We start from the raw sequence: 21,785 nt of genomic DNA, 5'->3' as shown, positions 1-21,785 counted from the left end.
AGCTGCTTATCACTGTCTACAAGATGAATCCAGGCAAGTCGAACTGGATTCCTTGCCCCCGGATTTTCCGAGACTGACCACGATAAGAGGCTGCGATGAACGTCGATAACACACGAAGCAAGACCCTGGGCTGGCTGGGCGCACTGGCGGCGGCGAGCCTGCTGGCCAGCGGCCAGGTGCATGCCGGCGCGTACGGCCTGGCCGTCAATGAATTAAACAATTTCCGCATCACCACGAGTGCCGGCACCTTGTCGTTGGCCGGCGCCAATCGCAATGCCAGCGACAGCGCCTTCTTTCAGGGCGGCGTGGCCGTCAATCCGCGCGCCGTCAATACGGGCCCGGCCGCCAACGCCGACGTGCTGCAAGTGTGCTCCGGCGCCGGCTGCGGCGCCTCGCCGCAAAACCACTATGCGCCCACCGCCGCGCTGGAATTCGCGCGCGGCGATGCGCATTCCTTCGGCAACATGCTCACTGCCGCCGGTTCCACCGTCAGCGCCGTGTCGGAAGCGCAACGCAACACGGTGGGGGCGGCGTCCTCCACAGCCGGCGACACGCTCACCGGCTCCGTCAACCTGACCCTGTCGAGCGCCGGCTTCATCACCTTCAGCTTCATGGGACGGCGCGACCTACTGGCCAACGTCACGACCATGGGCGACAAGTCGAACGTATCGATCATGGATATCTTCAATATCTCGTGCAACAGCGCCAGTCCCGTCGGTTGCCTGTCGAAAGCGAATGCCGACGGCGTGATCTTCCAGTTCGCGCCCGATGGCGATGCCAACAATGGCAGCGACATCAACGGCAACCATGGCGCCGGCAGCCTCGACCCGTTCAGCCTGAACATGACGGCCGGCACGAATGACCCGGCCAGCGGGCGCGCCTTCACGAATGGCTTTGCGATGTTTTCCCTGACCTCGAATTTCGCCCTGCCGGCCGGCAGCTATACCTTGAACTTTTCGAAATCCACGCGCACCGATATCGTCGTCATCGATCCCCTGGTCGTGCCCGAACCAGGCACGCTGTTCCTGCTGGGCACGGGACTGGCTGGCCTGGCTTTTACGCGCCGCCGCCGGCCAAGCTAGACACCGGCATGCCAACAACACGCGGCACCCGCAAAGGCGCCGCGTTTTTTATGCAGGCAAGAACGTGTTAACCGAGCCGCGCCAGCGCCTGGCGCGCCAGCTGCAGTTGCTGCAGATAATAGCGGTGCAGCATGGCCGGATCGCTCAGGTCGCGCCCCAGCACCAAGCGCAGCTCGCTGGCGGGGCAATCGGCGGCCTGGGTCTGCACCTGGGTTTGTACCTGCAGCCCCAGCTGGCGGGCCAGCTGACGCGCCGCCTGCTCCTGCGCGGGCCGGTACTCGACGCGCGTGCGCGCCACCTGGAAACTGGTTTCATTGGCCAAGCGCACCACCTGCACGGGAGCACCGGCCAGGCTGCGCGCCAGCGCTGCGGCCAGGCCGGGCACGCCATTGCCGTTCACAATTTCCAGGCGCGGACGGGTCACGGCAGCGGCCGGCATGGACCGCTCCGCCATGGCAGCAAGCACGCCGCGCGCGGCCACCGGCACGCGCTGCAAGCGCGCCATTCCGTCGGTTTGCGTGATGTCGATGCGCGCCATGGCAGGCGCATCCGGCAGCGGCGCGGCCACGGGCACAGCCTGCGGCGGCGCCTCGCTGCGCAAGACGGCCAGGTCGCGCCGTAAGTCATGTTCCTGCAGGCTCTGCGCCTGGCGCCGCATGACGACGGCGCGCGCGTGCTGTCCCAGCCGTTCCAGCACTTGCGCCAGGTGCTGCCAGGCCAGCGCATTGAGCGGGTCGAGCAGACACGCCTGTTCCAGCGCCGTCAACGCTTGCGCATCGCGCCCGCTCAGGGAATAGGCGTGACCGAGATTGCTGAACAGATACGCCTGCTGCGGCTGCGGCGGACTGGCCTCCCGCGTCAAGGCCAGCCAATGGGCGATCGCCGCATCGTGTTCACCGCGCTGCGCATGCAGCACGGCCAGGCCGTTGCGCGCATTCACATGGCGCGGTGCGGCGCGCAACGCCTGTTCATAGGCCGCTTGCGCGGCAGGCAAGTCGCCCCGCTCGAAATGCTGGCGCCCCGCCACGTAGGCGGCATCGGCGTCAGGCCACTGCGGCAGCGGCGCGTGGGCCAGCTGCGTGGTGCAGGCGGCCAGGCCCAGGCAGGCGCAGGCGGCGGCCAGGCGGGAAATCGTCAAGCGCATGATAGCTCCTTTCAGCGGTTGGCCATGGCCGGCACGAGCACGCGATAGACTTCGATCACGGCCGGCCCCATGAGCACCAGCATGAGGGTGGGAAAGACGCAAAAGATCAGCGGGAACAGCAGTTTCAGGGCGATCTTCGCTGCCGCCTCCTCGGCCAGCAGGCTGCGCTTGCCGCGCAGGTTTTCCGAATGCACGCGCAGCGAATCGCCCATGCTGGTGCCGAAACGTTCCGATTGAATCAGCATGGCGACCAGAGTGTCGACGTCTTCCACGCCGCTGCGCAGGGCCAGGTTGCGCAGCGCCTTTTCCTTGGAAAAGCCGGCGCGCATTTCCATCAGCACCAGTTGCAATTCCTGCGCCAGCACCACGCTCTTGATATGGATTTCGCCCGACACTTTGACGAGCGCGCGCTCCAGGCTCAGGCCCGCTTCCACGCACACGGTCAGCAAGTCGAGCGCATCGGGGATGTTTTCAAAGATGTCGCGCTGGCGCCGCTTGGCCGTGCTGGCCAGCACCAGGTTTGGCAGGTAGTAACCGACGGTGGCACTGACGCACAGCAGCAAGAGCAGCACGCTGCGCAACTGCGCCGCCATGGCGCTGGCCGCGTACAGGCCCAGCACGGTGGGAAACAGCAGGGCCAGCACGGTTTTCGCCGCAAAGTACAGGGCCGGCGCGCTGGCCTGGCGCCAGCCCGCGTTCATGAAGCGCGTGCGCAGCGGCGAGCGCTCCCAGCCCTCTTCCGGCAGAGAAAGCTTGCTGAACGGCTGCGCCACGCGCGCCACGCGCTCCACCCAGCCAGAGTCGGCCACCGCCTCGCTGGCGGCCGGCGCCATGGAACCGAACAGGCGCTGGCGCAAGGTGCCGGGAAAGAAGATCACCCATGCCAGCAGGGCCAGCGCCACCACCACGGCAAAGACGATCACGAGAAACAGCAGTTGTGCACCGCTCATGCGACCTCCTGTTTTATATCCTGATACGGATGACGTTGCGCATCCACACGACACCCAGCGCCACCATGCCGGCCGCGTACCACAGCAATTTGATGCCGCTGGGATCGGTCCACAGCAGGCGGATGTATTGCGGGTTGACCAGTGCCATGACGCCTATCATCACCACCGGCATCAGCCCCAGCACCCAGGCCGACATGCGCCCCTCGGCCGACAGCACGCGCACCTGCCCCAGCAGCTTCAAGCGGGCGCGGATGATGCGGGCGATGCTGACCAGCACCTCGGCCAGATTCCCGCCCGATTCGCGCTGCACCAGCACGGCGATGACGAGGTAGCGCAAGTCCGTCAGCGGAATGCGCGCGGCCAGGTTTTGCAGCGCCTCGTTCATCGGCACGCCGTAATTGATCTCTTCGTGCGCCATCTTGAATTCGCCGCTGATCGGCTCATTGAGTTCATCACCGACCATCTGCAGCACATTCGAAAACGAGTGCCCGGCGCGCAGCGCGCGGGCCAGGAAATCGGCCGCTTCCGGCAATTGCACCTCGATCTTTTTCAACCGCGCCGCGCGCGCGCGCAGCACGACCATGCACGGCCCGCCGCCGGCCACGCCCAGCAGCAGCAAGGCACCCGGCAGCGGCATGGGCCAGATGACCAGCCACAGCAGCGCCAGCAGCAGCAAGCCGCCCGCGCCGCCCAGGAACTGCGCCACCGACCAGGACAAGCCCGATTGCAGCAGCAGGTGGTCGAGCTTTGCCGCCTGCGGCAGGCGCCGCAGCCAGCGCTCGAGGCCGGGCGTGCGCGCATAGCGGCGTTGCTTGAGGATGGAGACCCGCTCGCCGCCCGCCTCACCGCGCGCCGCCATCAGCCGCAGGCGCCGGTTGATGCGCCGCGCCGCGCTGCCATGCGTGCCAGACCACCACAGCCAGGCCCCTTCCACCATCAGGATGCAGGCGGCGAACAGCAGCACGGCAAAGCCGTAGAAGACCAGGTCCATGCTGCCTCCTATTCGTAGATGCGGTCGGGGTCGAAGACGCTGTCTGGCACGGGCGCGCCAAACATGCGCAAGCGTTCCGTGAAACGGGGCCGCACGCCCGTGGCGCAAAAGTGACCCAGCACCTTGCCGGCGGCATCGACGCCCGTCTGCTCGAAGCGGAAGATTTCATGCATGGCGATGATGTCGCCCTCCATGCCCGTCACCTCCTGCAGGCTGACCAGCTTGCGCGCGCCGTCCGTCAGGCGCGACACTTGCATCACCACCGTCACGGCCGAACAGATCTGCTGGCGCGTGGCGCGCGGCGTCAGGTTCACGCTGGCCATGCCGACCATGTTTTCCAGCCGCGCCAGCGCGTCGCGCGCCGTGTTCGAGTGGATGGTCGCCAGCGACCCTTCATGGCCCGTGTTCATCGCCTGCAGCATGTCGAGCGCCTCGGCGCCGCGCACCTCGCCCAGGATGATGCGGTCGGGCCGCATGCGCAGCGCATTGCGCACCAGCGCGCGCTGGCTCACTTCACCCTTGCCCTCGATATTCGGCGGACGCGTTTCCAGGCGCACCACGTGCGGCTGGCGCAGCGCCAGTTCGGCCGCATCCTCGATGGTGACGATGCGCTCGCTGCCGGGGATGAAGCCGGACAGCACGTTGAGCAGGGTCGTCTTGCCGCTGCCCGTGCCGCCCGAAATCAGGATATTCACCTTGGCCTGCCCCAGCGCCTGCAGCACCTGCACCATGGGCGGCGTCAGGCTTTTGTAATCGAGCAGATTGGCGATCGTCAAAGGCTGCACGGCAAAGCGCCGGATCGACAGGATCGGGCCATCGACGGCCAGCGGCGGAATGATGGCATTCACGCGCGATCCATCGGGCAGGCGTGCGTCGACCATCGGGCTCGATTCGTCGACGCGCCGGCCCACGCGCGAGACGATCTTTTCGATGATCTTCATCAGGTGCGCATTGTCGTGGAAGGTCACGTCCGTCAGCTGCAGCCGCCCGCCCCGCTCCACGTAAACCTTGTCGCAGGTATTGACGAGGATATCGGACACGCTGGCATCGGCCAGCAGCGGTTCCAGCGGACCAAAGCCCAGCATCTCGTGCTGGATGTCGAGCACCAGGCTATGCCGCTCGTGCTGGTTCAGCACGATGCGCTCTTCCTCGATCACGCGCTGCACCAGCAGCGCCAGCTCGTGCTTGAACTGCTCCGCCGTCAGGCGTTTCAAGCGTTCCAGGTCGATACGGTCGAGTATCGTCTGGTGCATGGTTTTTTTCAGTTCCTGGTAGGCGTGCAGCGCCAGCGCGCCCTGTCCATGCGTGGCGGGGCGCACCGTTTCATTCGCCGCCAGGCGTTCGCGTAAAGTCATCTCGGCTCCCATGATGGCTCCCGGCGGGAGCCTTGACATCTATCCTGTCCTAGGCCTCGCTGCGGCTGAACAGGCGGTCGAACAGGCCGCGGCTTTCCGTCACGCGGCGCGCCGTCACCAGCTCCACCAGTTCGGCCAGGCTGCGCGCCACGGCGCTGGTGCGCGACAGCTGCAGCAGCGGGATGCCTTGGTTGACGGAATCGGTGGCGGCGATGTAATCGTTGGGCACCGTGTGCACCACTTCCGCGCCCAGCGCCTGCTCCAGGTCCGCCAGGCGCAGGCGGCCGCCCTTTTCATAGCGGTTGACGATCAGGCGCAGGCGTTCGCCCGGATAGCCGAGCGAGCGGAAAATGTCGAGCAGGCGGCGCCCGTCGCGGATGTCGGGCAAGGCCAGCTGCAGCACCGGATAGATGGCGTCGGCATTGTCGAGCGCGCGCAGCGACAGCGCATCAATCTGGCGCCCCACGTCGAGCACGATGTAATCGTAGTGTTGGCGCGCCACGGCCAGGATGCGGTCCATGTGCTCGGGCTGCATGTCGATCTTGTGCGCGGGGTCGTCGGCCGCCGCCAGCACGCCGAAGTTCGGCGTCACGTGCACCAGGCACGAGGCGAGGAAGGCGCCATCCATGCGCGCGATCTGCGCGCAGATGTCGGACAAGGTCATGGCCGGCTTCTGGTCCGAGACATACAGGGTGGCGTCGCCGAACTGGCCGTGCAGGTCGATCAGCAGCACCTTGCAGCCGGCCAGGCTTGCCAGCGCGTAGGAAAAATTCGTCGATAGAAAAGTGGCGCCGCTGCCGCCCTTGCACGAAATGAAGGCGAGCACTTTACCGTCGCGCATCTGCGTCACGCCGGCCTGGATATCGACCCGATCCATCGCCTCGTGGAAGGCCTTGTGCACCAGCGGCAGTTGCAGCACTTCACGCATGCCGGCGCGCATGGCGCGTATCAGCACATCCTGCTGCTGGCCACGCGTGAGCAGCATCAGCACGGCCAGCGGATACTGGCGCGCCAGGCGCTCGAGCAGGTCGGCTTCATCGGCATCGATGCCGCTGGCGTCGACGATCACCAGCTCGGGCGCTTCGGGCAGCATGCGCTCGACGGCGTCGCGCAGGCCGCTGCGCCGCTCCAGCAGCCGCAGCACGGGCATGCGGGCCGCGCCTTGCGCCGCGATTTCATCGTGCAGGCTGGCGTCGCGGGTAATCACCAAGGCTTTCATCCCCCCCTCCTTCATTCAAGGCACTACATTCGGCTGCGCCGACGGCTTGGCGCTCATGGACAAAAACCGGGATTGTCCGGATAGCCCAGCGACTCGGCCACCGCCATGGTGGTCCCGCTGGGCAAGCGTATGGCGCCTGCGCCAGAGGGAAACATCATCCCCAGCAGCGGCAGCACGGGCCGGTACGGCACGCGCTCGCAGCGCGCACCCTCGCCGGGCTGGCACAGGCGCGCGCGCACGAAGCGGATGCAGCTGGCGCCCTGCGGATCATCCAGGCAATTGATGCGGTTGCGCTGCGGGCAACCCGGCAGCACCGTCACCGGCACGGCCGCCAGCGCGGCGCCACCCGCGCTTTCCGACAAATAATCGATGCGCACATGCGCGTCGCTGATGCCGCCGCCCAGCGGCAGCGTGCCCGGCGTAGCGCGCAGCACGGCTTGCGTGCGCACGGCTTGCAAGGCGCCGGCATTGCTGAAATCGGTGACGGCGGCGGCGCGCGCCGCGCGCCGGGTAATCTCATGCACCATGTTCCACACGTACACGACGCGCGCCATTTCCAGCATGGCGAACAGGAACAGGAAGAACAGCAGCGCCAGCATGGCGAATTCGACGGCGAAGACGCCGCCCTGGCGCTGCCGGCGGAGGCGCGGTTCAATGGACATAGCGCAAGGTCGCGTTGGCCCGCAGCGGGATCGGCGCCAGTTGCGGCAGCCACTTGCGGGTCAGCGCGGGCAGGAAATCCACCGGCATGTCGGCGGTGACCTTGATGCGCACCTGCAGCGGCGCCGTGGCGTAGCTGCCGCAGGCATAGGAATCGTCGGCGTACACGCAATCCACATTGACCCATGCGGGATTGATGCCCGGCCAGCTTTCCGCCATCGCCTCGGCCACCATCTCCCGCGCCAGCACGGCGCCCTGGCTCGCCGTATCGAACTTGCCCATCTGCGGCAGCGGCATGGTCGCCATGTAGCGCGCCGCATCGTGCGCGCTTTTTTGCAGTGCCGTGTACACCAGCAGCGCGCGGCCGAACAGCAGCACGAAGGGCAGCAGCGCCATGAAGAACAGCAGGATCAGCGCCAGTTCGATGGCGGCGACGCCGCCCTGGCGGCGCGCGGCGCGGCAGAGCGGCCTCATTGCAGCAGCTCCGCGGGGCCGGCCAGCGTGCCCTCGTCCACCAGGCCGGCAAATTCGGCGCTCAATACGCCATTGCTGGCCGGCGCCGTCATGAAGAAGCGGCCGATGCCGCGCACCTGCGCCAGCACGTCGCCGCCGGCCGGCACGGGGCAGGCCAGCAGGGGGATATGCAGCAGGCGCCGCTGCGCCACGCCCGTGTTGCCAGTCGGCGCCGTCTGGAAGCCCAGCGTCTGGTAGGGCGGCGTGGCAGGATAGCCGGACTTGGCGGCCGGCGCGGCCGGGCTGGCCGGATACAGCTTGGGCCAGTCGCTGGTGGCAAACGGCAGATAGCCGCCGGCCGGCTTCGGGTTGCTGTACCTGGCCGCCCTGGAAAACGACCACAGCGGCCCGTAACTGCCGACGGCGGGCGGCGTCGCGTTCGATTCCGGGTCGGCCACGGACAGCAGCGGATTGCCCGTGCTCAGGGCGCTCGGCGCGTCGGGCGCGTTCGTCATCCACCAACTCGCGGCCGTATTCGGATAGGCGCGGATATTCGTGTCGGGCGGCGCCGTGACGGCATGGCAGCCGCTGCCCGCATGCTGGTTGAAGCGCGCATTGAAAGCCGTCCACAGCGCGGCGGGAAAAGGCCGGTGCACGTGCACCTGGGCACTGCCGATGCGCGGATACTGCACCGTGCCGCTGCAGACAAACGGCAACACGCTCGCTTCGCCGACCTGCTGCGACACTCCCACCACGCCCGGCTGGCCCAGCGGATTGAGCACGAAATGTTCGGCCGTGGCGCCATGCGGATTGAGTTTCAACAGGTTATACGCCACGCCGCGGCGAAAGCCATATTCCAGCAATTCGACGGCCGGCAGCAGTGCCGCATTCGTGCGCGGGCTGGCCGCGCTGGCCGACAGCGCGCAGACGGCCAGCGGCATCAGGTGCAGGCTGGTGCGCCCCGCCACGGCGCGCGCGCCCGTGTCCAGGGTGCGCAGCGCCGGCGACCAGGAGCCGAGGAAGGCCGTCGCCACCCGCCCCAGCGAGGGTGTATTGGCCTGCGTATCGACGCGCACGAACAGCGCCGTGGCGGCGTCGGGCACGGCGCCCGCCGCAAGCCACCCGCTGGCGGGTGCGTCGGGCGAGCTGGCGAAGCGGATGCTGGCGTCCGACAGGATGGCGCCCTGCATGCGGCGCCGCCATGCGCTGCGGTCGGCCGCACTGCCCTTGGCTTTTTCCACGGCGGCGAGCAAGCCCTCGGGCGTGCCCACCAGTTCCGCGGCGGCCGCCATTGCAGCATTGTCGGCCAGGTTCTGCAGTTCCGTCTTGCGGCCGATGACTTGTCCCACATCGAGCGCCAGGCCGATAAAGCCCAGCACCACGATGAGCAGGATGGAAAAGGCGATCAGCATCGCCCCGCGCTGGCGTCTATTTGCCACTGCCGCCTCCCAGCATGAATTGCACCGGCTGCGGCGCCTGGGCATTCGGTTCGGCAAACGACGCGCGGTAGCGCTGCATGACGGCGTGCGCGCTGGGTCCGTCGAGGCCATCGGCCGGCGTGCGATTGCCCGCGCTGGCCGGATCGCGCACCTGCTGCGCCATGGCCAGGCGCACGGCGTCGCCGAAGCGCCGGTCCAGCTGCGGCGTGCTGCCGTGCGCGCAGGCGGCCAGCTGCAAGGCCAGGGCCAGGGCGGCCAAGTGCCGCAGCGATGTCAGGAACGCGTTCGGCATGGCGTATCTCCCCGTCTCATTTCAACTCGAAACCGTTGGCCGCGCGCGGTGCTGGTACCGACGGCGGCACGGACGGCGGCGCCAGCGTGCCTTCCATCTTGCCGCCTAACATCAAGTCCCTGCGCGAAGGCGGCGCCAGCTGCGCCGTCGGCAGCACGGCGTCGGCCGGCAAGGGTTTCACCAGATGCGCGGTAATGACGAACAGCAATTCCGTGCGGTCATGCTGGAAATCCGTGCTGCGAAACAGCGCGCCGAGGATAGGCACTTCGCTGAGCCAGGGCACGCCCGCGATGTTGCTCACCTGGTTGTTCTTGATGAGGCCACCGATGGCGTAGCTCTGGCCGTCGTACAGCTGCACCGTGGTCGAGGCGCGCCGCGTGGTGATGACGGGCAAAATAGAACGTCCGCTGACGCCGGCGGCGGAAATGCCCACGCCCTCGCGCGACAGTTCCGACACTTCCGGCGCCACCTTCAAATTGATGCGCCCGCCCGACAGCACGGTCGGCGTAAAACGCAGGCCGACGCCGTATTCGCGCTCTTCCAAGGTGATCTTGTTGTTGTCCTGGCCGACGGGAATGAAGATCTTGCCGCCAGCCAGAAAACTGCCCTCCTGCCCGCTGATCGCCATCACCGTCGGCTCGGCCAGGATGCGCACCAGGCCATCCTGTTTCTGCGCCTCGATGGTCAGCTGCTGGCGGCCATTCGACTTGCGCACATCGAGCAAACCATTGGCCGTGCCGCTGAGGAAATTCGATAGCAAGGTGGTGGCCCAGCTGCCGGAAGCGAAGCGCAGGGTGGCGCCCACTTCCAGCCGTTCCAGCAGCGACTTCGACACTTCGGCGATCTGCACGGCCAGCATCACCTGCTGCGGCGCGCTGACGTCGAGCATGTTGATGATGCGGCTGTGCGCACCGCCCGCGCCGCCACTTGGCGCCGTGGCGGCGAGAGGCATGGCGGCGGCATCGGCAGGCTTGGGCAGCGCCAGCGGCACTGTAGCGCGGCGCACATAGGCGTGCGCCAGCTCGACGGCGCGCAGCACGGCGCCCGCATCCTGCACCGTGCCCGACAGCACCAGGGTGTCGGCCACGGCCGTGACGCGGATGGCTTTTTCTTCCGGCATCAGGGCCGCCAGGGTCGCTTGCAAGCCGGCCGGGTCCATGCTGACGCTGACGTTCACCACGCTGCACACGCCGCTCCTGCCCTGGATGATCATGTTCGTGCTGCCCACGTCGACGCCGACCACATACAAGGTGTCGGGGGCAACCAGCATGGCCTGCACGACGGCCGGATTGCCGACGCTGCGCTGTTGCACGGCTTCAGGCAGGCGCAGCATGCTCGACTTGCCCACCTGCAGCTGCAAGTTACCGGGCGAGGCCGCTTCACCGCCGCAGCGCGGGCCAGGATCGGCCGCCGCGCCCGCAAGCGGCGACAGCAGGCAGAACAGTATCAGCAGGGCGCGGTTCATGAGCGTGTCCATGGTTGGCTAAAAACATTCGCGCGACTGGCGCGTCCCGTCGATGACGCCGCTGCACTGGCGCGTCGCTTCCGGCGGCGCCTTCGCCACGCGTACCGGGCGCGGCGCCACGGCCAGCACAGGTGCGGCGGGAACGGGAGCGGGCTCGGCGTCGTGCGGTCCGCCCAGCAGGGTCAGCTTGGTGGCGCCCGCCGTCACGCCCGGCTGCGGGTCGACCTGGTTGCGCAGCACCAGCGACAGGCTGCCCACGCTGCGCGCCAGGTCCAGGTTTTCCGCCTGCTCCGGCGTCACTTCCAGGGTCACGGCATTGACCACGCGCGGCTTGGTCTCGTCGCGCCCCACTTCCTGCGCCACGGCCAGCACGAGGATGCGTTCGAGCACGATCTTGGAAATGTTGCGGCTTTGCGGAAACGCGCGGTCGCCGGCATCCTGCTGGGTACTCACGATGATGTCGACATAGTTGCCCGGCAAGGCAAAGCCGGCAACGCCGATCACGTCGTTGACGCGCACGGTGATGGCGCGGCGGCCTTCCGTGATCAGGGCCGACAGGCCGCCCAGGGTGCCGGCTGGCGCCAGCTTGGCTTCGCTCAGCGGCTCGCCGCGCAGCACGCTGGTTTTCAGCACCCGTCCCGCCAGTTTTGCCGGGTCTTGCAGCGCGCCCTGCGGCAAGCTTTCCGCCGGCCATTCGGCCATGCGCAGCATCTCTGGCGTCAGGCGCTGGCCCAGGTTGACATCGCTGGCGGCCACGACGATCTTGCCCTTGCCGGCCGGTGTCTGGCGCAGCAGCCAGTGCGAGGCCAGCAGCACGGCCAACAAGCCCAGCACGACCGCCAGGCCCATCATCAGGAGGGCGCGCCGGTTTTTCATGCGATGCGCTCGCACAGGCTGGCGGCCGGCATGTCGCAGCTGGCAAACAGGCTGCTCCAGGCTTGCTCCAGGGCGGCCACCGTCAGACAGGCCTTGCTGCCGGCAAAGCCGGCGAAGTCGCCTATGCGCGCCAGCAATTCCTGCGGATAGCTGGCCAGCAAGGGCCGTCCCTGCGCGCCATGCAGGTGCAGCAGATGGTGCACGGCCTGCTCGTCGATGGCCATGCCGGCCAGCCGGCATTGCTGGCGGAACAAGGCGCGATAGGCGCTCTCGGCCAGCGGCCCCACCTGCACCTTGTAGCCGATGCGGCGCAGCAAGGCGGCATCAAACAGCTCGCCCGGCGGCACGTTCGTGGCCAGCACGAGGGCATTGTCGAACGGCACGCTGATCTGCACGCCGCCGGGCAAGCCCAACTGGTCGCTGCCGCGTGCCAGCGGCTGCATCAGCCGCGTCAGCAATTCTTGCGCGCCCAGGCGCTGGCGGCCCAGGTCGTCGATGATCAGCATGCCGTTGTTCGCCCGCACATGGGGCGGCGCCTGGTAGCAGCCGCCGCTGGCGTCATGGCGCAGTTCCAGCATGCCGGCGTCGAGCTCGGCGCCCACGTGGATCACGGGACGCTGGCACAGCACCCAGCGGATGTCTGTACTGCGCCGCTCCAGCGCCTGGCGCGCATGGCTGACGTGCTGCGGCGCGGGCGGCAGGTGCTGGGCCGGATCGTACAGCTGGATGATGTCGTGGCCGACGACGATGGCGTAGGGCACGGCGACTAGACCGTGCAGCAATTGTCCCAGCTGCAGCGCCAGGGTCGACTTGCCGCTGCCTGGCGGACCGTACAGCAGCAGCGAACGCCCCGAATGCAGGGCCGCGCCGACCACGTCGAGCATGCCCGGTCCCGCATGCGCGCCACCGAGCACGGCGGCCAGGTCATCGCTGCCGACGCGCTGTTCCTGCGCCAGCCACGACTGGCGCGCCACCATGGCACGATACGCTTCCAGGGTAACGGGAGCGGCACCGATATATGCGCAGCGCTCAAGAAAAGCGCTGGCGCGCTGCTTGCCGGCGCCCGTCAGCTGGTACTGCACGTCGATATCGGATTCGCCGCGCCAGGCCACTTCGGCCATCTGCTCCGTCACCATGAAGTCGAGCACTTCGCGCAAGACATTGAGCGACAGACGCAAGCGCGTCGTCAGCGCGGACAGGTGCGTCTTGCCGCCCACGAACATCAGCTTGGCGATCAGTTCGACGACCAGCGGCCGCTCGAGTCCCGTTTCACGCAAGCTCTTCGGCTGCGGCGGCAAGGGCGGCATCAGGTTCGCGTCGGCAGGGCGCGGCGCACTCTCGGTGCTCAGGGAATAGTCGACCTCGGTCATGCTGCGTCTCCTTAGCCGGTTAAGCGGGCATTCAACAGAATTCATTCTAGCGAGCGGGGACTGGCGCCCATTGATCAAGAGCAATGAATACCAATCAGAAATAGTGCCGCCCTTGCACCAGCAGGCAGCCCAGGGCAATGGCCAGTCCGTACGGCATGTTGCCCACGCTGGCGCCGCTACCGAGTGCGGTTGGCGCCAGGGGAATGCCTGCCATGCGCGCGATCATCGGCCACAGCAGCTGGCGCAGATTGAGCAGGCAGGCGCGCCACTTGCCCTGGTACGTGATCATCAGCACGGCCATCAGGCCGCCCAGGACAAACGTGGCGAAACAGATCTGCAGCACGGGCCAGGGACCGGCAAAGGCGCCCGCCATGGCGATCAGCTTGACGTCGCCGGCGGCCATGCCGCGCAGCACATACAAGGGTAAAAAGAGGAAAAAGCCCGTCGCCATGCCGCCCAGCCACAGCGGCAGCACGTTTTGCGGCCACAGCCACAGGTGCACGACCAGGGCAGTGAGGATGCCGGCCAGCACCAGCCAGTTCGGAATCTTGCGGCGGATCAAATCACTGACGGCGGCCCCCGTCACGAAGCACAGCAACAGCAAATCGCACAAGGCAGTTGCAGGCATGGCACACCTCCCGAAAAAAACCCGCCACCGGCCGGCCGATGGCGGGCACCCGCTTAGGGCGTCAACACCAGGTTCGACGAAATGTCGGTGAGGACGGCCAGCAAGTTGGTCTTGATCAGCAAGAAACCGGCCGTGATGGCGGTAGCCATCAAGGCCGCAATCAGGCCGTATTCGATTGCCGTAATGCCATCCTCATCCTTGACAAACTGCTGTACTGCCGACAGGAAGGTATGCATGACAAGCTCCCAAAAGTGAATCACAAGTCCCTGGCGCAATCGGGTGTGAAACATTGCCCATTCCTGCTAATATGTTTCCTGCCGTAAATTTCTGCGCCATTGCATTGACTATAAAGCGTCCACGTTTTGGCAAATTGACGCGCCACAAGTTTCCACATGGAAATTATCAAACCCTGTTGAAATGACGGCTGACGCAAACAAATGTTGCGATCAGGATTGAAAGCCTTCGTCAGAGCAAGTTTTTTGCAATGCAGTGCATGAATCTCGTGTATTTACATGAAATATTGCATACGTTAATTGCCTATTAGGCAAAAAGACATTATCCTGCTTAGCTCTTCTTTGGAAAGGCCTCTCGCCCGGCGGTACAGAGCGTCATGCCACCAAATAAATCTTGGCTTCTTGTAGACGGACGCGAACATGCTCTTGCTTGATGCAATGCTGGTATGACGACACTTGTGTGACTACTTTCCAGAGATCGACAATGGATTCCCTACTGAAACACATGGTGGACATGACCGGGCACCGCGACCACACGATGCTCGACATCTCCGTGATCTCGGCGGTCCAGGAACTCGCTGCCGCGTCGCAGACCCGTGTGCTGGCCCTGACCACCGTGCGTGGCCAGGTGTTCGTGCGGTCGCGGGCCATCATCGTGGCGGGCAGCGTGGCCCGCATGGAAGAGCATAACGACCCTACCCTGCCGGGCGAACCGCTGTCGGACTATCCAGCCCTGGCCGCCTGCATCAAGCGCCATGAAGCGAGCGCCGACACCCTGTGCGCCGACGGCCGCCACCTGCTGTGGCTGCCCATCTGGATCGGCGACCAGGTCACCACCTGCCTGGAAATCACCAACCCCACGCCGTACACGGGCGCCACCATCCAGGTGATCGGCGGCATCGTCAGCGTGTACCGCAATTTCCAGAACCTGCTCGACTACAGCGAACGCGATTCGCTCACCGGCTTGTTGAACCGCAAGACCTTCGACGACCAACTGGCGAAAATCCTGCAAAGCCGCGGCGAACCGGAAGCGGAGAAGCCGCGTCCCGTCGATGAGGAACGGCGCCACCATACGGACACGGAACGGCAATGGCTGGCCGTGATCGACGTCGATCATTTCAAACTGGTCAATGATAAATTTGGCCACCTGTATGGCGATGAAGTGCTGATCTTGATCGCCAACCAGCTGCAATCGTCGTTCCGCTCGCAAGACCGCATCTTCCGCTTCGGCGGCGAGGAATTCGTCGTGCTGCTGCGCTCGATCACCCTGGACAATGCGCAAAAAATCATCGACCGCTTCCGCACCAATGTCGAGGCGCACGACTTCCCGCAAGTGGGCAGAGTAACCGTCAGCGTGGGCTTCGTCAGCATCAACGCCTACGAAGCGCCCGTCATCATCCTCGGCCGCGCCGACCAGGCCTTGTATTACGCGAAAAGCCATGGCCGCAACCTGGCGTGCCACTATGACGAACTCGTCGCCAAGGGCTTGCTCACCACCATTACCTCGAACGATACGGCAGAATTCTTCTAGGCATCCGCCAGCGATAAAAAACGCATGGGATCGACCTGCCACTTGGCAGCCGACTCATGGCCGACGATCTTGTCGGCGCCGCCGAAGCCGAAGCCGCGCGACAGGTCGACCGTTTCCGGCTTGATGTAGGTCTTGCTCTTCGTACTGAAAAACACATTCACCTTCGGCGCCAGCAGATTGCTTTCGTGTGCCTCGACAACGACGGCCAGGCGGCCCGATTCCAGCATCACCATGGTGCCGACCGGATAGATGCCCACGCAGCGCATGAAATCCTGCGCGAACACGGGGTTGAAATGGAATTTGCTCCATTCATAGATCTTGCGCAAGGCTTCGGCGGCGGGAATCCCCTTGTGATAGCTGCGGTCCGATGTCAGCGCGTCATACACGTCGACGATAGCGGCCATCTGCGCCAGCTCGCTGATGGCGTCGCCGGCCAACTGGTCCGGGTAGCCGCTGCCGTCGCGCCGTTCATGGTGATGCAGGGCAATGTCGAGGGGAATCGCGCCCACCTCGGGCGACTGGCGCAGGATGTCATAGCCGTCGCGCGGATGGCGTTTGATCAGGGTAAATTCTTCCGGCGTCAAGGGACCGGGCTTGTTCAGCACGCTGTCGGGCACCAGGGCCTTGCCCGTGTCGTGCAGCAAGCCACCGAGGCCCGCCTGGTGCGTGGTAGTGGCATCGATGCCGCGCGAGCGGCAAAACGCCACCAGCAGCGCGCACACGCTGACGGAATGCAAAAAGGTGTAGTCATCCTTGCTCTTGATGCGCAACAAGCCGACCAGGGCGCCGGGATTGCGCAGGATCGATTCGGTGATGTCTTGTACCGTGTGCTGCACGCGGTCAAGCTCGACCGCTTTGCCCAGGCGCACGTCGGCCATCACCGTGCGCACCAGGCTGGCCGCCTGCCGCCGCACCTGCGTGGCGCGCGCCAGCTCCATGCCCAGCGACACGCGCGTGACCACTTGCGGCAGCGTGGCGATCTGCACCAGTTCGCGCTCCGTCTCGGCGCGCGCCTGCGCCACGGTGGGCGCGTCCTGCACGTCGAGACCCTTGCCGCTGTCGATCACCACGTCGTGGATGCCGGCCTGCACGATCTTGCGGATCTCATCGTCGCTGCGCAACAGGAAACGGTTGCGCACGAACGGATGCGTCATCCAGTCGCAGCTGAGGTCATGAATGTACATGCCCACTTTTAATTGAGACGAATCAACTTTCTTGAGCATGCTGTCATCCCACAAATACGCGGCTGGAGCACCGAAGGCGCTAGAATGAGTATAACAAAATTGTTATTCTGCTGGCCGCGTTCGGCGCCGTGGCGCAACACCCCGTTTTTTCCGCTCAACGCACCGCTTCTGGGACCCATGGAACTGCGCCAATTACGCTACTTTGTTGCCATCGTCGACCACGGCTCGCTGTCGCGTGCTGCCCTGATCCTGCACGTGGCGCAGCCGGCCCTGACGCAGCAGCTGCGCCAGCTGGAAGAGGAACTGGGCGTGCAACTGCTGCACCGCTCGGCCCAAGGCGTGCTCAGCACGGACGCGGGCAAGGTGTTTTACGAACATGCGCAGGCGATCCTGAAACAGGTGGCCGACGCCCGCTCGGCCGTCACGCAAAGCGCCACGCGGCCGTCCGGCAATGTCACCCTGGGCTTACCGCACAGCATCTCCGGTGCCCTGGCCCTGCCCCTGCTGCTGGCCGCGCGCGAACGCTATCCCGAAATCACCCTGCAGCTGACGGAAGAAATCACGGGCAACCTCAATGAACAGCTCAAATCGGGCCGCATCAACCTGGCCGTGCTGTTCGACGATGGCCAGCTGACGCCGTTTTCCTGCAGCCCGCTGGTGGAAGAAGAGATGCGTTTTATCTGCCGCAGCGATTCGCCATTCGCGCCCACCGGCCATGCCGTGTCGTTCCAGCAAGCCCTGAGCGCCACCCTGATCCTGCCGGGCCTGCAGCATGGCGTGCGCCCGCGCATCGACAGCCGCGCGCGCGAACTGGGCCTGGAAACGGCGAACGTGATCGAGATCAATTCGATCGCCATCCTGAAATCGGCCATCCTGGCCGGCATGGGCGCCACCATCCTGCCGGCCGCGCCCCTGTTGGCCGAACTCGATAGCGGCGCCATGCGCAGCTATGCCATCCACAGCCCCGTCCTGTCGCGCACGGTGGCCCTGTGTGCGTCAAAAAATATCCCGCTGACGAATGCAGGCAACGCCGTGAAAAACCTCGTGCTGCAAGTGGCCGCCGAGCTGTGTGGCAGCGGGCGCTGGGTGGGGGCGAACGTGCTCTCGCCTATGACATAAGTATTTCTTATACCCCCATCGGCAAAGCGTATTTGCCCACTCCCCTGACTCGTTCTACACTGACCACATTAACTATTTTAAATTTAAAATAGTTATATGCCGCCCACACGCGGCCATCCCGTCTGCACAGCGCGCGCCTTACCGGGCGCGCCCCTTGTACAGCCGTTATCTGAAACACCCTTTTGGAGACAGCCATGTCCGTGACCACGGAAAACGGCTCCGCAGCGTTCGTTAGAAACGCCGGTGCCGCGCCATCTACACCGCTTGAACCTTCCCGTTTGACCACCGTCAGCCTCGACGACAAATACACAGCCACTTCCGGCGCCATCTTCCTGTCTGGCATCCAGGCCCTTGTGCGCCTGCCCATGATGCAGCGCCTGCGCGACCAGGCGGCCGGACTGAACACGGCCGGCTTCATCTCCGGCTACCGGGGCTCGCCCCTGGGCGGCCTCGACGAGAACCTGTGGAAAGCGAAAAAGCAGCTGGAAGCGCACCACGTGCAGTTCGTGCCCGGCGTCAACGAAGACCTGGCCGCCACGGCAGTCTGGGGTTCGCAACAGGTCGACCTGATCGGCCCGGCCAAGTACGACGGCGTATTTGCCATGTGGTACGGCAAGGGTCCGGGCGTGGACCGCTGCGGCGATGTCTTCAAGCACATGAACCACGCGGGAACGTCGAAACTGGGCGGCGTGCTGCTGGTGGCCGGCGATGACCATGGCGCGTATTCGTCGACCCTGCCGCACCAGTCCGACCATTTGTTTTCCGCCTCGATGATTCCCGTCCTGTATCCCTGCAATGTGCAGGAATACCTGGACCTCGGTATCCACGGCTGGGCCATGTCGCGCTTTTCCGGCTGCACGGTAGCCTTCAAGGCCCTGGCCGACACGGTCGAATCGTCGGCCTCCATCGATGCCGACCCGTTCCGCGTGGAAGTGAAGATTCCGCAGGATTTCATCATGCCCGAAGGCGGCCTGAACGCGCGCCTGTCGAGCATCCCGCTGGGCCAGCAGGCGCGCAACCAGGAAGCGCTGATGCAGGATTACAAGATCTATGCAGCCCTGGCCTACGCGCGCGAAAACAAGCTCAACCACACCACCATCGACAGCCCGAACGCCAAGCTGGGCATCATCGCCTCCGGCAAATCGTATCTGGACGTGCTCGAAGCACTGGAAGAGCTGGGCATCGACGAACAGATGGCGGCCGACGTGGGCATGCGGCTGTTCAAGGTCGCCATGCCGTGGCCGCTGGAACCGGATAGCGTGCGTGAGTTTGCGCAAGGTCTCGATGAAATCCTCGTGGTAGAAGAGAAGCGGCAAATCGTCGAGTACCAGTTGAAAGAACAACTCTACAACTGGCGCGACGACGTGCGCCCGCGTGTCATCGGCAAGTTCGACGAAAAGGGCGAATGGGTGGCGCCGCGCGGCGAATGGCTGCTGACCTCGAAGGCGGATTTTTCCGTCTCGCAAGTGGCGCGTGTCATCGCCAGCCGCATCGCACGCCTGATTTCCGACCCCGTCACTTGCGACCTGATCAAGGCGCGCTTGAGTTTCCTCGACGCCAAGGATGCGGTATTAAAGAAAGCCGTGAATACGCCGTTCCGCCCCGCGTTTTACTGCTCCGGCTGCCCCCACAACACGTCGACCAAGGTACCGGACGGCAGCCTGGCGCTGGCCGGCATCGGCTGCCACGTGATGGCCACGTCGATCTACCCGGAAATGAACAAGCTGACCACGCACATGGGCGGCGAAGGCGCGCCGTGGATCGGGCAAGCCGCGTTTTCCGAGCTGCCGCACGTGTTCCAGAACCTGGGCGACGGCACATACTTTCATTCCGGTTATCTGGCCATCCGCGCCGCGCAGGCGGCCAAGGTGAACATCACCTATAAAATCCTGTACAACGACGCCGTCGCCATGACGGGCGGCCAGCCCGTCGACGGCCTCATCACCGTGCCCATGATGGCGCAGCAGGTGGCAGCCGAGGGCATCGCCCGCATCGCGCTGGTCACGGAAGACCTGAGCCGCTACAGCGACCGCAGCAACCTGCCCGCCCACCTGACCTTGCACGACCGCAAGGACATGGATGCCGTGCAGCGCGAATTGCGCGAAGTAGCCGGCGTGTCCGTGCTGATCTACGACCAGACGTGTGCGGCCGAGAAACGCCGGAGAAGAAAAAAAGGCGAATATCCCGATTTACCGAAACGCATGGTCATCAACGACGCCGTCTGCGAAGGCTGCGGCGACTGCGGCGTGCAGTCGAACTGCGTGTCGATCCTGCCGAAAGAGACGGAATTTGGCCGCAAGCGCACCATCGACCAATCCTCGTGCAACAAGGATTACTCGTGCGCCAAGGGCTTTTGCCCCAGCTTCGTCACGGTCGAGGGCGGTAGCCTGAAGAAGACCAAGACGGGCGCGAGCAAAGCAGGCGAGACGGACAACTTCGGCCCCTTGCCGGAACCGGTACTGCCCGCTTGCGACGCGCCGTACAACATCCTCATCAACGGCATCGGCGGCACGGGCGTCATCACCGTGGGCGCCCTGATGGGCATGGCGGCCCACCTGGAAGGCAAGGGCGCGTCCGTGCTGGACATGACGGGCATGTCGCAAAAGAACGGTTCCGTCACCTCGCACGTGAAAATCGCCAGGTCGCCTGCGCACATCCGCGCCCAGCGCATCGCCACGGGCGAAGCGGACCTGATTCTGGGCTGCGACATGCTGACGGCCGGCGCGCAGGATGCCGTGTCGAAAATGCGTCCGGGCCGCAGCCTGGCCGTCGTCAACCTGCACGAGCAGCCGCCGGGCACGTTTGCGCAGAATGCCGACTGGCAATATCCGACGGCGGAAGTGCGCCAATTGATCGAGGAATCCGTCGGTGGCGCGGACGCGGCCGACTTCATCGACGCGACCAAACTGGCGACCGCGCTGATGGGCGACTCGATTGCCGCGAACCTGTTCATGCTCGGCTACGCCTGGCAAAAAGGCCGTATCCCGCTGACGGAAGCGGCCCTGCTGCGCGCCATTGAACTCAATGGCGTGGGCATCGAATCGAACAAGAAAAGCTTCCTGTGGGGCCGCCGCGCCGCCGTCGACGTGCGCAAGGTCACGCAGATCGCCATGCCATCGCAAGCGATCATCGTGCAAATGCCGCAAAGCCTCGATAGCGTCATCAAGAAAAGAGTGGAGTTCCTCACCGCGTATCAAAATGCCGCGTATGCGGATGGTTACTTGACCCTGGTCAAGCAGGTACGCGACCGGGAAAACACCCTGGGATTGGGCCAGAAGCTGTCGACAGCTGTTGCCAAAAGTTATTTCAAGTTGCTGGCCTACAAGGATGAATACGAAGTGGCGCGCCTGTACACGGATGGCCGTTTCGTGGAGCAATTGCAGCAGCAATTCGAAGGGAATTTCTCCGTGAAATTCAACCTGGCACCACCACTGTTTGCGAAGAAAGATGCGAAAGGCCACCTCGTGAAAGCGGAGTTCGGTTCCTGGATGTGGCGCGCCTTCAAGCTGCTGGCGAAAGCCAAGGGGCTACGGGGCGGCACCTTCGACGTCTTCGGTTATACGGCTGAGCGCAAGATGGAACGCGCGCTGATCGTCGAATACCGCGAACTGCTGGCTGGCATGCTGGTCAATCTGACGGCGGACAACCTGGCGACCTGCGTGGAACTGGCGACCCTGCCCGAAAAAATCCGCGGCTTCGGCCACGTCAAGGAAGCGGCCGTCGACACGTATCGCCTGGACAAGGCGAGATTGCTGGCCGTGCTGGCTGATGGAAGCAAGCACGCGGCATAAAAG

The 21,785-nt window shown here is 65.1% G+C and carries 19 protein-coding genes; 4 read left to right on the top strand and 15 right to left on the bottom strand.

Annotated elements, in window-relative coordinates; translation table 11 throughout:
* The first annotated feature begins 95 nt into the window (after window positions 1-95).
* The gene (locus tag SJI03_RS06585) at window positions 96-1,082 is read left to right on the top strand and encodes an EDSAP-1 family PEP-CTERM protein (RefSeq protein WP_322426618.1); all 987 of its coding nucleotides are present in this window, start codon (window positions 96-98) and stop codon (window positions 1,080-1,082) included.
* Window positions 1,083-1,149: 67 nt separating this feature from the next.
* On the opposite strand, the gene SJI03_RS06580 is transcribed toward SJI03_RS06585, so the two are convergent.
* The 14 genes from SJI03_RS06580 to SJI03_RS06515 all read right to left on the bottom strand — a co-directional run bounded on the left by SJI03_RS06580 (window position 1,150) and on the right by SJI03_RS06515 (window position 14,160).
* On the bottom strand, window positions 1,150-2,226 hold the full coding sequence (locus SJI03_RS06580) for a LytR C-terminal domain-containing protein (RefSeq protein WP_322426617.1): 1,077 nt from the start codon (window positions 2,224-2,226) through the stop codon (window positions 1,150-1,152).
* Window positions 2,227-2,237: 11 nt separating this feature from the next.
* Window positions 2,238-3,176 carry a type II secretion system F family protein gene (locus tag SJI03_RS06575; protein ID WP_322426616.1) on the bottom strand — a complete coding sequence of 313 codons (939 nt, stop codon included), beginning with the start codon at window positions 3,174-3,176 and terminating at the stop codon, window positions 2,238-2,240.
* A gap of 13 nt (window positions 3,177-3,189) precedes the next feature.
* Window positions 3,190-4,167, bottom strand: coding sequence for a type II secretion system F family protein (locus tag SJI03_RS06570; RefSeq protein WP_322426615.1), 978 nt, complete (start codon window positions 4,165-4,167; stop codon window positions 3,190-3,192).
* A gap of 8 nt (window positions 4,168-4,175) precedes the next feature.
* Complete coding sequence (locus SJI03_RS06565) at window positions 4,176-5,522, bottom strand: CpaF family protein (RefSeq protein ID WP_199534321.1); 1,347 nt, start codon at window positions 5,520-5,522, stop codon at window positions 4,176-4,178.
* Between the two features lie 49 nt (window positions 5,523-5,571).
* Entirely contained in the window at window positions 5,572-6,741 is a 1,170-nt protein-coding gene (locus SJI03_RS06560) for an AAA family ATPase (RefSeq protein ID WP_099377836.1), read from the bottom strand.
* A gap of 53 nt (window positions 6,742-6,794) precedes the next feature.
* Complete coding sequence (locus tag SJI03_RS06555) at window positions 6,795-7,403, bottom strand: TadE/TadG family type IV pilus assembly protein (RefSeq protein ID WP_322426614.1); 609 nt, start codon at window positions 7,401-7,403, stop codon at window positions 6,795-6,797.
* Window positions 7,393-7,875: a TadE/TadG family type IV pilus assembly protein gene (locus tag SJI03_RS06550; protein ID WP_322426613.1), complete on the bottom strand. Its 483-nt coding sequence runs from the start codon at window positions 7,873-7,875 to the stop codon at window positions 7,393-7,395. The genes SJI03_RS06555 and SJI03_RS06550 overlap by 11 nt, the downstream gene beginning before the upstream one ends.
* Window positions 7,872-9,293, bottom strand: a complete 1,422-nt coding sequence (locus tag SJI03_RS06545) for a pilus assembly protein TadG-related protein (RefSeq protein ID WP_322426612.1) — start codon at window positions 9,291-9,293, stop codon at window positions 7,872-7,874. The genes SJI03_RS06550 and SJI03_RS06545 overlap by 4 nt, the downstream gene beginning before the upstream one ends.
* Window positions 9,283-9,585, bottom strand: coding sequence for a hypothetical protein (locus SJI03_RS06540; RefSeq protein WP_322426611.1), 303 nt, complete (start codon window positions 9,583-9,585; stop codon window positions 9,283-9,285). The genes SJI03_RS06545 and SJI03_RS06540 overlap by 11 nt, the downstream gene beginning before the upstream one ends.
* Window positions 9,586-9,601: 16 nt before the next feature.
* Complete coding sequence (locus SJI03_RS06535; RefSeq protein ID WP_322426610.1) at window positions 9,602-11,050, bottom strand: type II and III secretion system protein family protein; 1,449 nt, start codon at window positions 11,048-11,050, stop codon at window positions 9,602-9,604.
* 18 nt (window positions 11,051-11,068) lie between these two features.
* Window positions 11,069-11,926 carry a Flp pilus assembly protein CpaB gene (gene cpaB, locus SJI03_RS06530; RefSeq protein WP_322426609.1) on the bottom strand — a complete coding sequence of 286 codons (858 nt, stop codon included), beginning with the start codon at window positions 11,924-11,926 and terminating at the stop codon, window positions 11,069-11,071.
* Window positions 11,923-13,296 (bottom strand): ATP-binding protein, encoded by a 1,374-nt coding sequence (locus SJI03_RS06525; protein WP_322426608.1) that lies wholly within the window; start codon window positions 13,294-13,296, stop codon window positions 11,923-11,925. The genes cpaB and SJI03_RS06525 overlap by 4 nt, the downstream gene beginning before the upstream one ends.
* Before the next feature lie 94 nt (window positions 13,297-13,390).
* Window positions 13,391-13,924 carry an A24 family peptidase gene (locus SJI03_RS06520; RefSeq protein ID WP_099377829.1) on the bottom strand — a complete coding sequence of 178 codons (534 nt, stop codon included), beginning with the start codon at window positions 13,922-13,924 and terminating at the stop codon, window positions 13,391-13,393.
* A 53-nt stretch (window positions 13,925-13,977) separates the two neighbouring features.
* Complete coding sequence (locus SJI03_RS06515; protein ID WP_034752975.1) at window positions 13,978-14,160, bottom strand: Flp family type IVb pilin; 183 nt, start codon at window positions 14,158-14,160, stop codon at window positions 13,978-13,980.
* A gap of 481 nt (window positions 14,161-14,641) precedes the next feature.
* Here SJI03_RS06515 and SJI03_RS06510 point away from each other — a divergent pair, with 481 nt between their 5' ends.
* Window positions 14,642-15,688, top strand: coding sequence for a GGDEF domain-containing protein (locus tag SJI03_RS06510; protein ID WP_099377828.1), 1,047 nt, complete (start codon window positions 14,642-14,644; stop codon window positions 15,686-15,688).
* On the opposite strand, the gene SJI03_RS06505 is transcribed toward SJI03_RS06510, so the two are convergent.
* A complete protein-coding gene (locus SJI03_RS06505; protein WP_322426607.1) occupies window positions 15,685-16,911 on the bottom strand; it encodes an HD-GYP domain-containing protein in 1,227 nt (408 codons plus the stop codon). The genes SJI03_RS06510 and SJI03_RS06505 overlap by 4 nt on opposite strands.
* A gap of 138 nt (window positions 16,912-17,049) precedes the next feature.
* Between SJI03_RS06505 and SJI03_RS06500 the strand changes: the two genes are divergently transcribed.
* Window positions 17,050-17,991 (top strand): LysR substrate-binding domain-containing protein, encoded by a 942-nt coding sequence (locus SJI03_RS06500; protein ID WP_322426606.1) that lies wholly within the window; start codon window positions 17,050-17,052, stop codon window positions 17,989-17,991.
* 194 nt (window positions 17,992-18,185) lie between these two features.
* Window positions 18,186-21,782: an indolepyruvate ferredoxin oxidoreductase family protein gene (locus SJI03_RS06495; protein ID WP_322426605.1), complete on the top strand. Its 3,597-nt coding sequence runs from the start codon at window positions 18,186-18,188 to the stop codon at window positions 21,780-21,782.
* The last annotated feature ends 3 nt before the right edge of the window (window positions 21,783-21,785 follow it).

The organism is Janthinobacterium sp. GMG1 (assembly GCF_034427795.1).
Classification (GTDB): domain Bacteria; phylum Pseudomonadota; class Gammaproteobacteria; order Burkholderiales; family Burkholderiaceae_D; genus Janthinobacterium.
The sequence above is the reverse complement of the archived record's forward strand: the minus strand, read 5'-3'. Positions and strand labels throughout refer to the sequence as shown.

Excerpts from the sequence above, each read along its gene's own strand:
- SJI03_RS06585 (WP_322426618.1), top strand. The coding sequence starts at position 96 with ATGAACGTCGATAACACACGAAGCAAGACCCTGGGCTGGCTGGGCGCA.
- SJI03_RS06580 (WP_322426617.1), bottom strand. The coding sequence starts at position 2,226 with ATGCGCTTGACGATTTCCCGCCTGGCCGCCGCCTGCGCCTGCCTGGGC.
- SJI03_RS06575 (WP_322426616.1), bottom strand. The coding sequence starts at position 3,176 with ATGAGCGGTGCACAACTGCTGTTTCTCGTGATCGTCTTTGCCGTGGTG.
- SJI03_RS06570 (WP_322426615.1), bottom strand. The coding sequence starts at position 4,167 with ATGGACCTGGTCTTCTACGGCTTTGCCGTGCTGCTGTTCGCCGCCTGC.
- SJI03_RS06565 (WP_199534321.1), bottom strand. The coding sequence starts at position 5,522 with ATGACTTTACGCGAACGCCTGGCGGCGAATGAAACGGTGCGCCCCGCC.
- SJI03_RS06560 (WP_099377836.1), bottom strand. The coding sequence starts at position 6,741 with ATGAAAGCCTTGGTGATTACCCGCGACGCCAGCCTGCACGATGAAATC.
- SJI03_RS06555 (WP_322426614.1), bottom strand. The coding sequence starts at position 7,403 with ATGTCCATTGAACCGCGCCTCCGCCGGCAGCGCCAGGGCGGCGTCTTC.
- SJI03_RS06550 (WP_322426613.1), bottom strand. The coding sequence starts at position 7,875 with ATGAGGCCGCTCTGCCGCGCCGCGCGCCGCCAGGGCGGCGTCGCCGCC.
- SJI03_RS06540 (WP_322426611.1), bottom strand. The coding sequence starts at position 9,585 with ATGCCGAACGCGTTCCTGACATCGCTGCGGCACTTGGCCGCCCTGGCC.
- SJI03_RS06535 (WP_322426610.1), bottom strand. The coding sequence starts at position 11,050 with ATGAACCGCGCCCTGCTGATACTGTTCTGCCTGCTGTCGCCGCTTGCG.
- cpaB (WP_322426609.1), bottom strand. The coding sequence starts at position 11,926 with ATGAAAAACCGGCGCGCCCTCCTGATGATGGGCCTGGCGGTCGTGCTG.
- SJI03_RS06525 (WP_322426608.1), bottom strand. The coding sequence starts at position 13,296 with ATGACCGAGGTCGACTATTCCCTGAGCACCGAGAGTGCGCCGCGCCCT.
- SJI03_RS06520 (WP_099377829.1), bottom strand. The coding sequence starts at position 13,924 with ATGCCTGCAACTGCCTTGTGCGATTTGCTGTTGCTGTGCTTCGTGACG.
- SJI03_RS06515 (WP_034752975.1), bottom strand. The coding sequence starts at position 14,160 with ATGCATACCTTCCTGTCGGCAGTACAGCAGTTTGTCAAGGATGAGGAT.
- SJI03_RS06510 (WP_099377828.1), top strand. The coding sequence starts at position 14,642 with ATGGATTCCCTACTGAAACACATGGTGGACATGACCGGGCACCGCGAC.
- SJI03_RS06505 (WP_322426607.1), bottom strand. The coding sequence starts at position 16,911 with ATGCTCAAGAAAGTTGATTCGTCTCAATTAAAAGTGGGCATGTACATT.
- SJI03_RS06500 (WP_322426606.1), top strand. The coding sequence starts at position 17,050 with ATGGAACTGCGCCAATTACGCTACTTTGTTGCCATCGTCGACCACGGC.
- SJI03_RS06495 (WP_322426605.1), top strand. The coding sequence starts at position 18,186 with ATGTCCGTGACCACGGAAAACGGCTCCGCAGCGTTCGTTAGAAACGCC.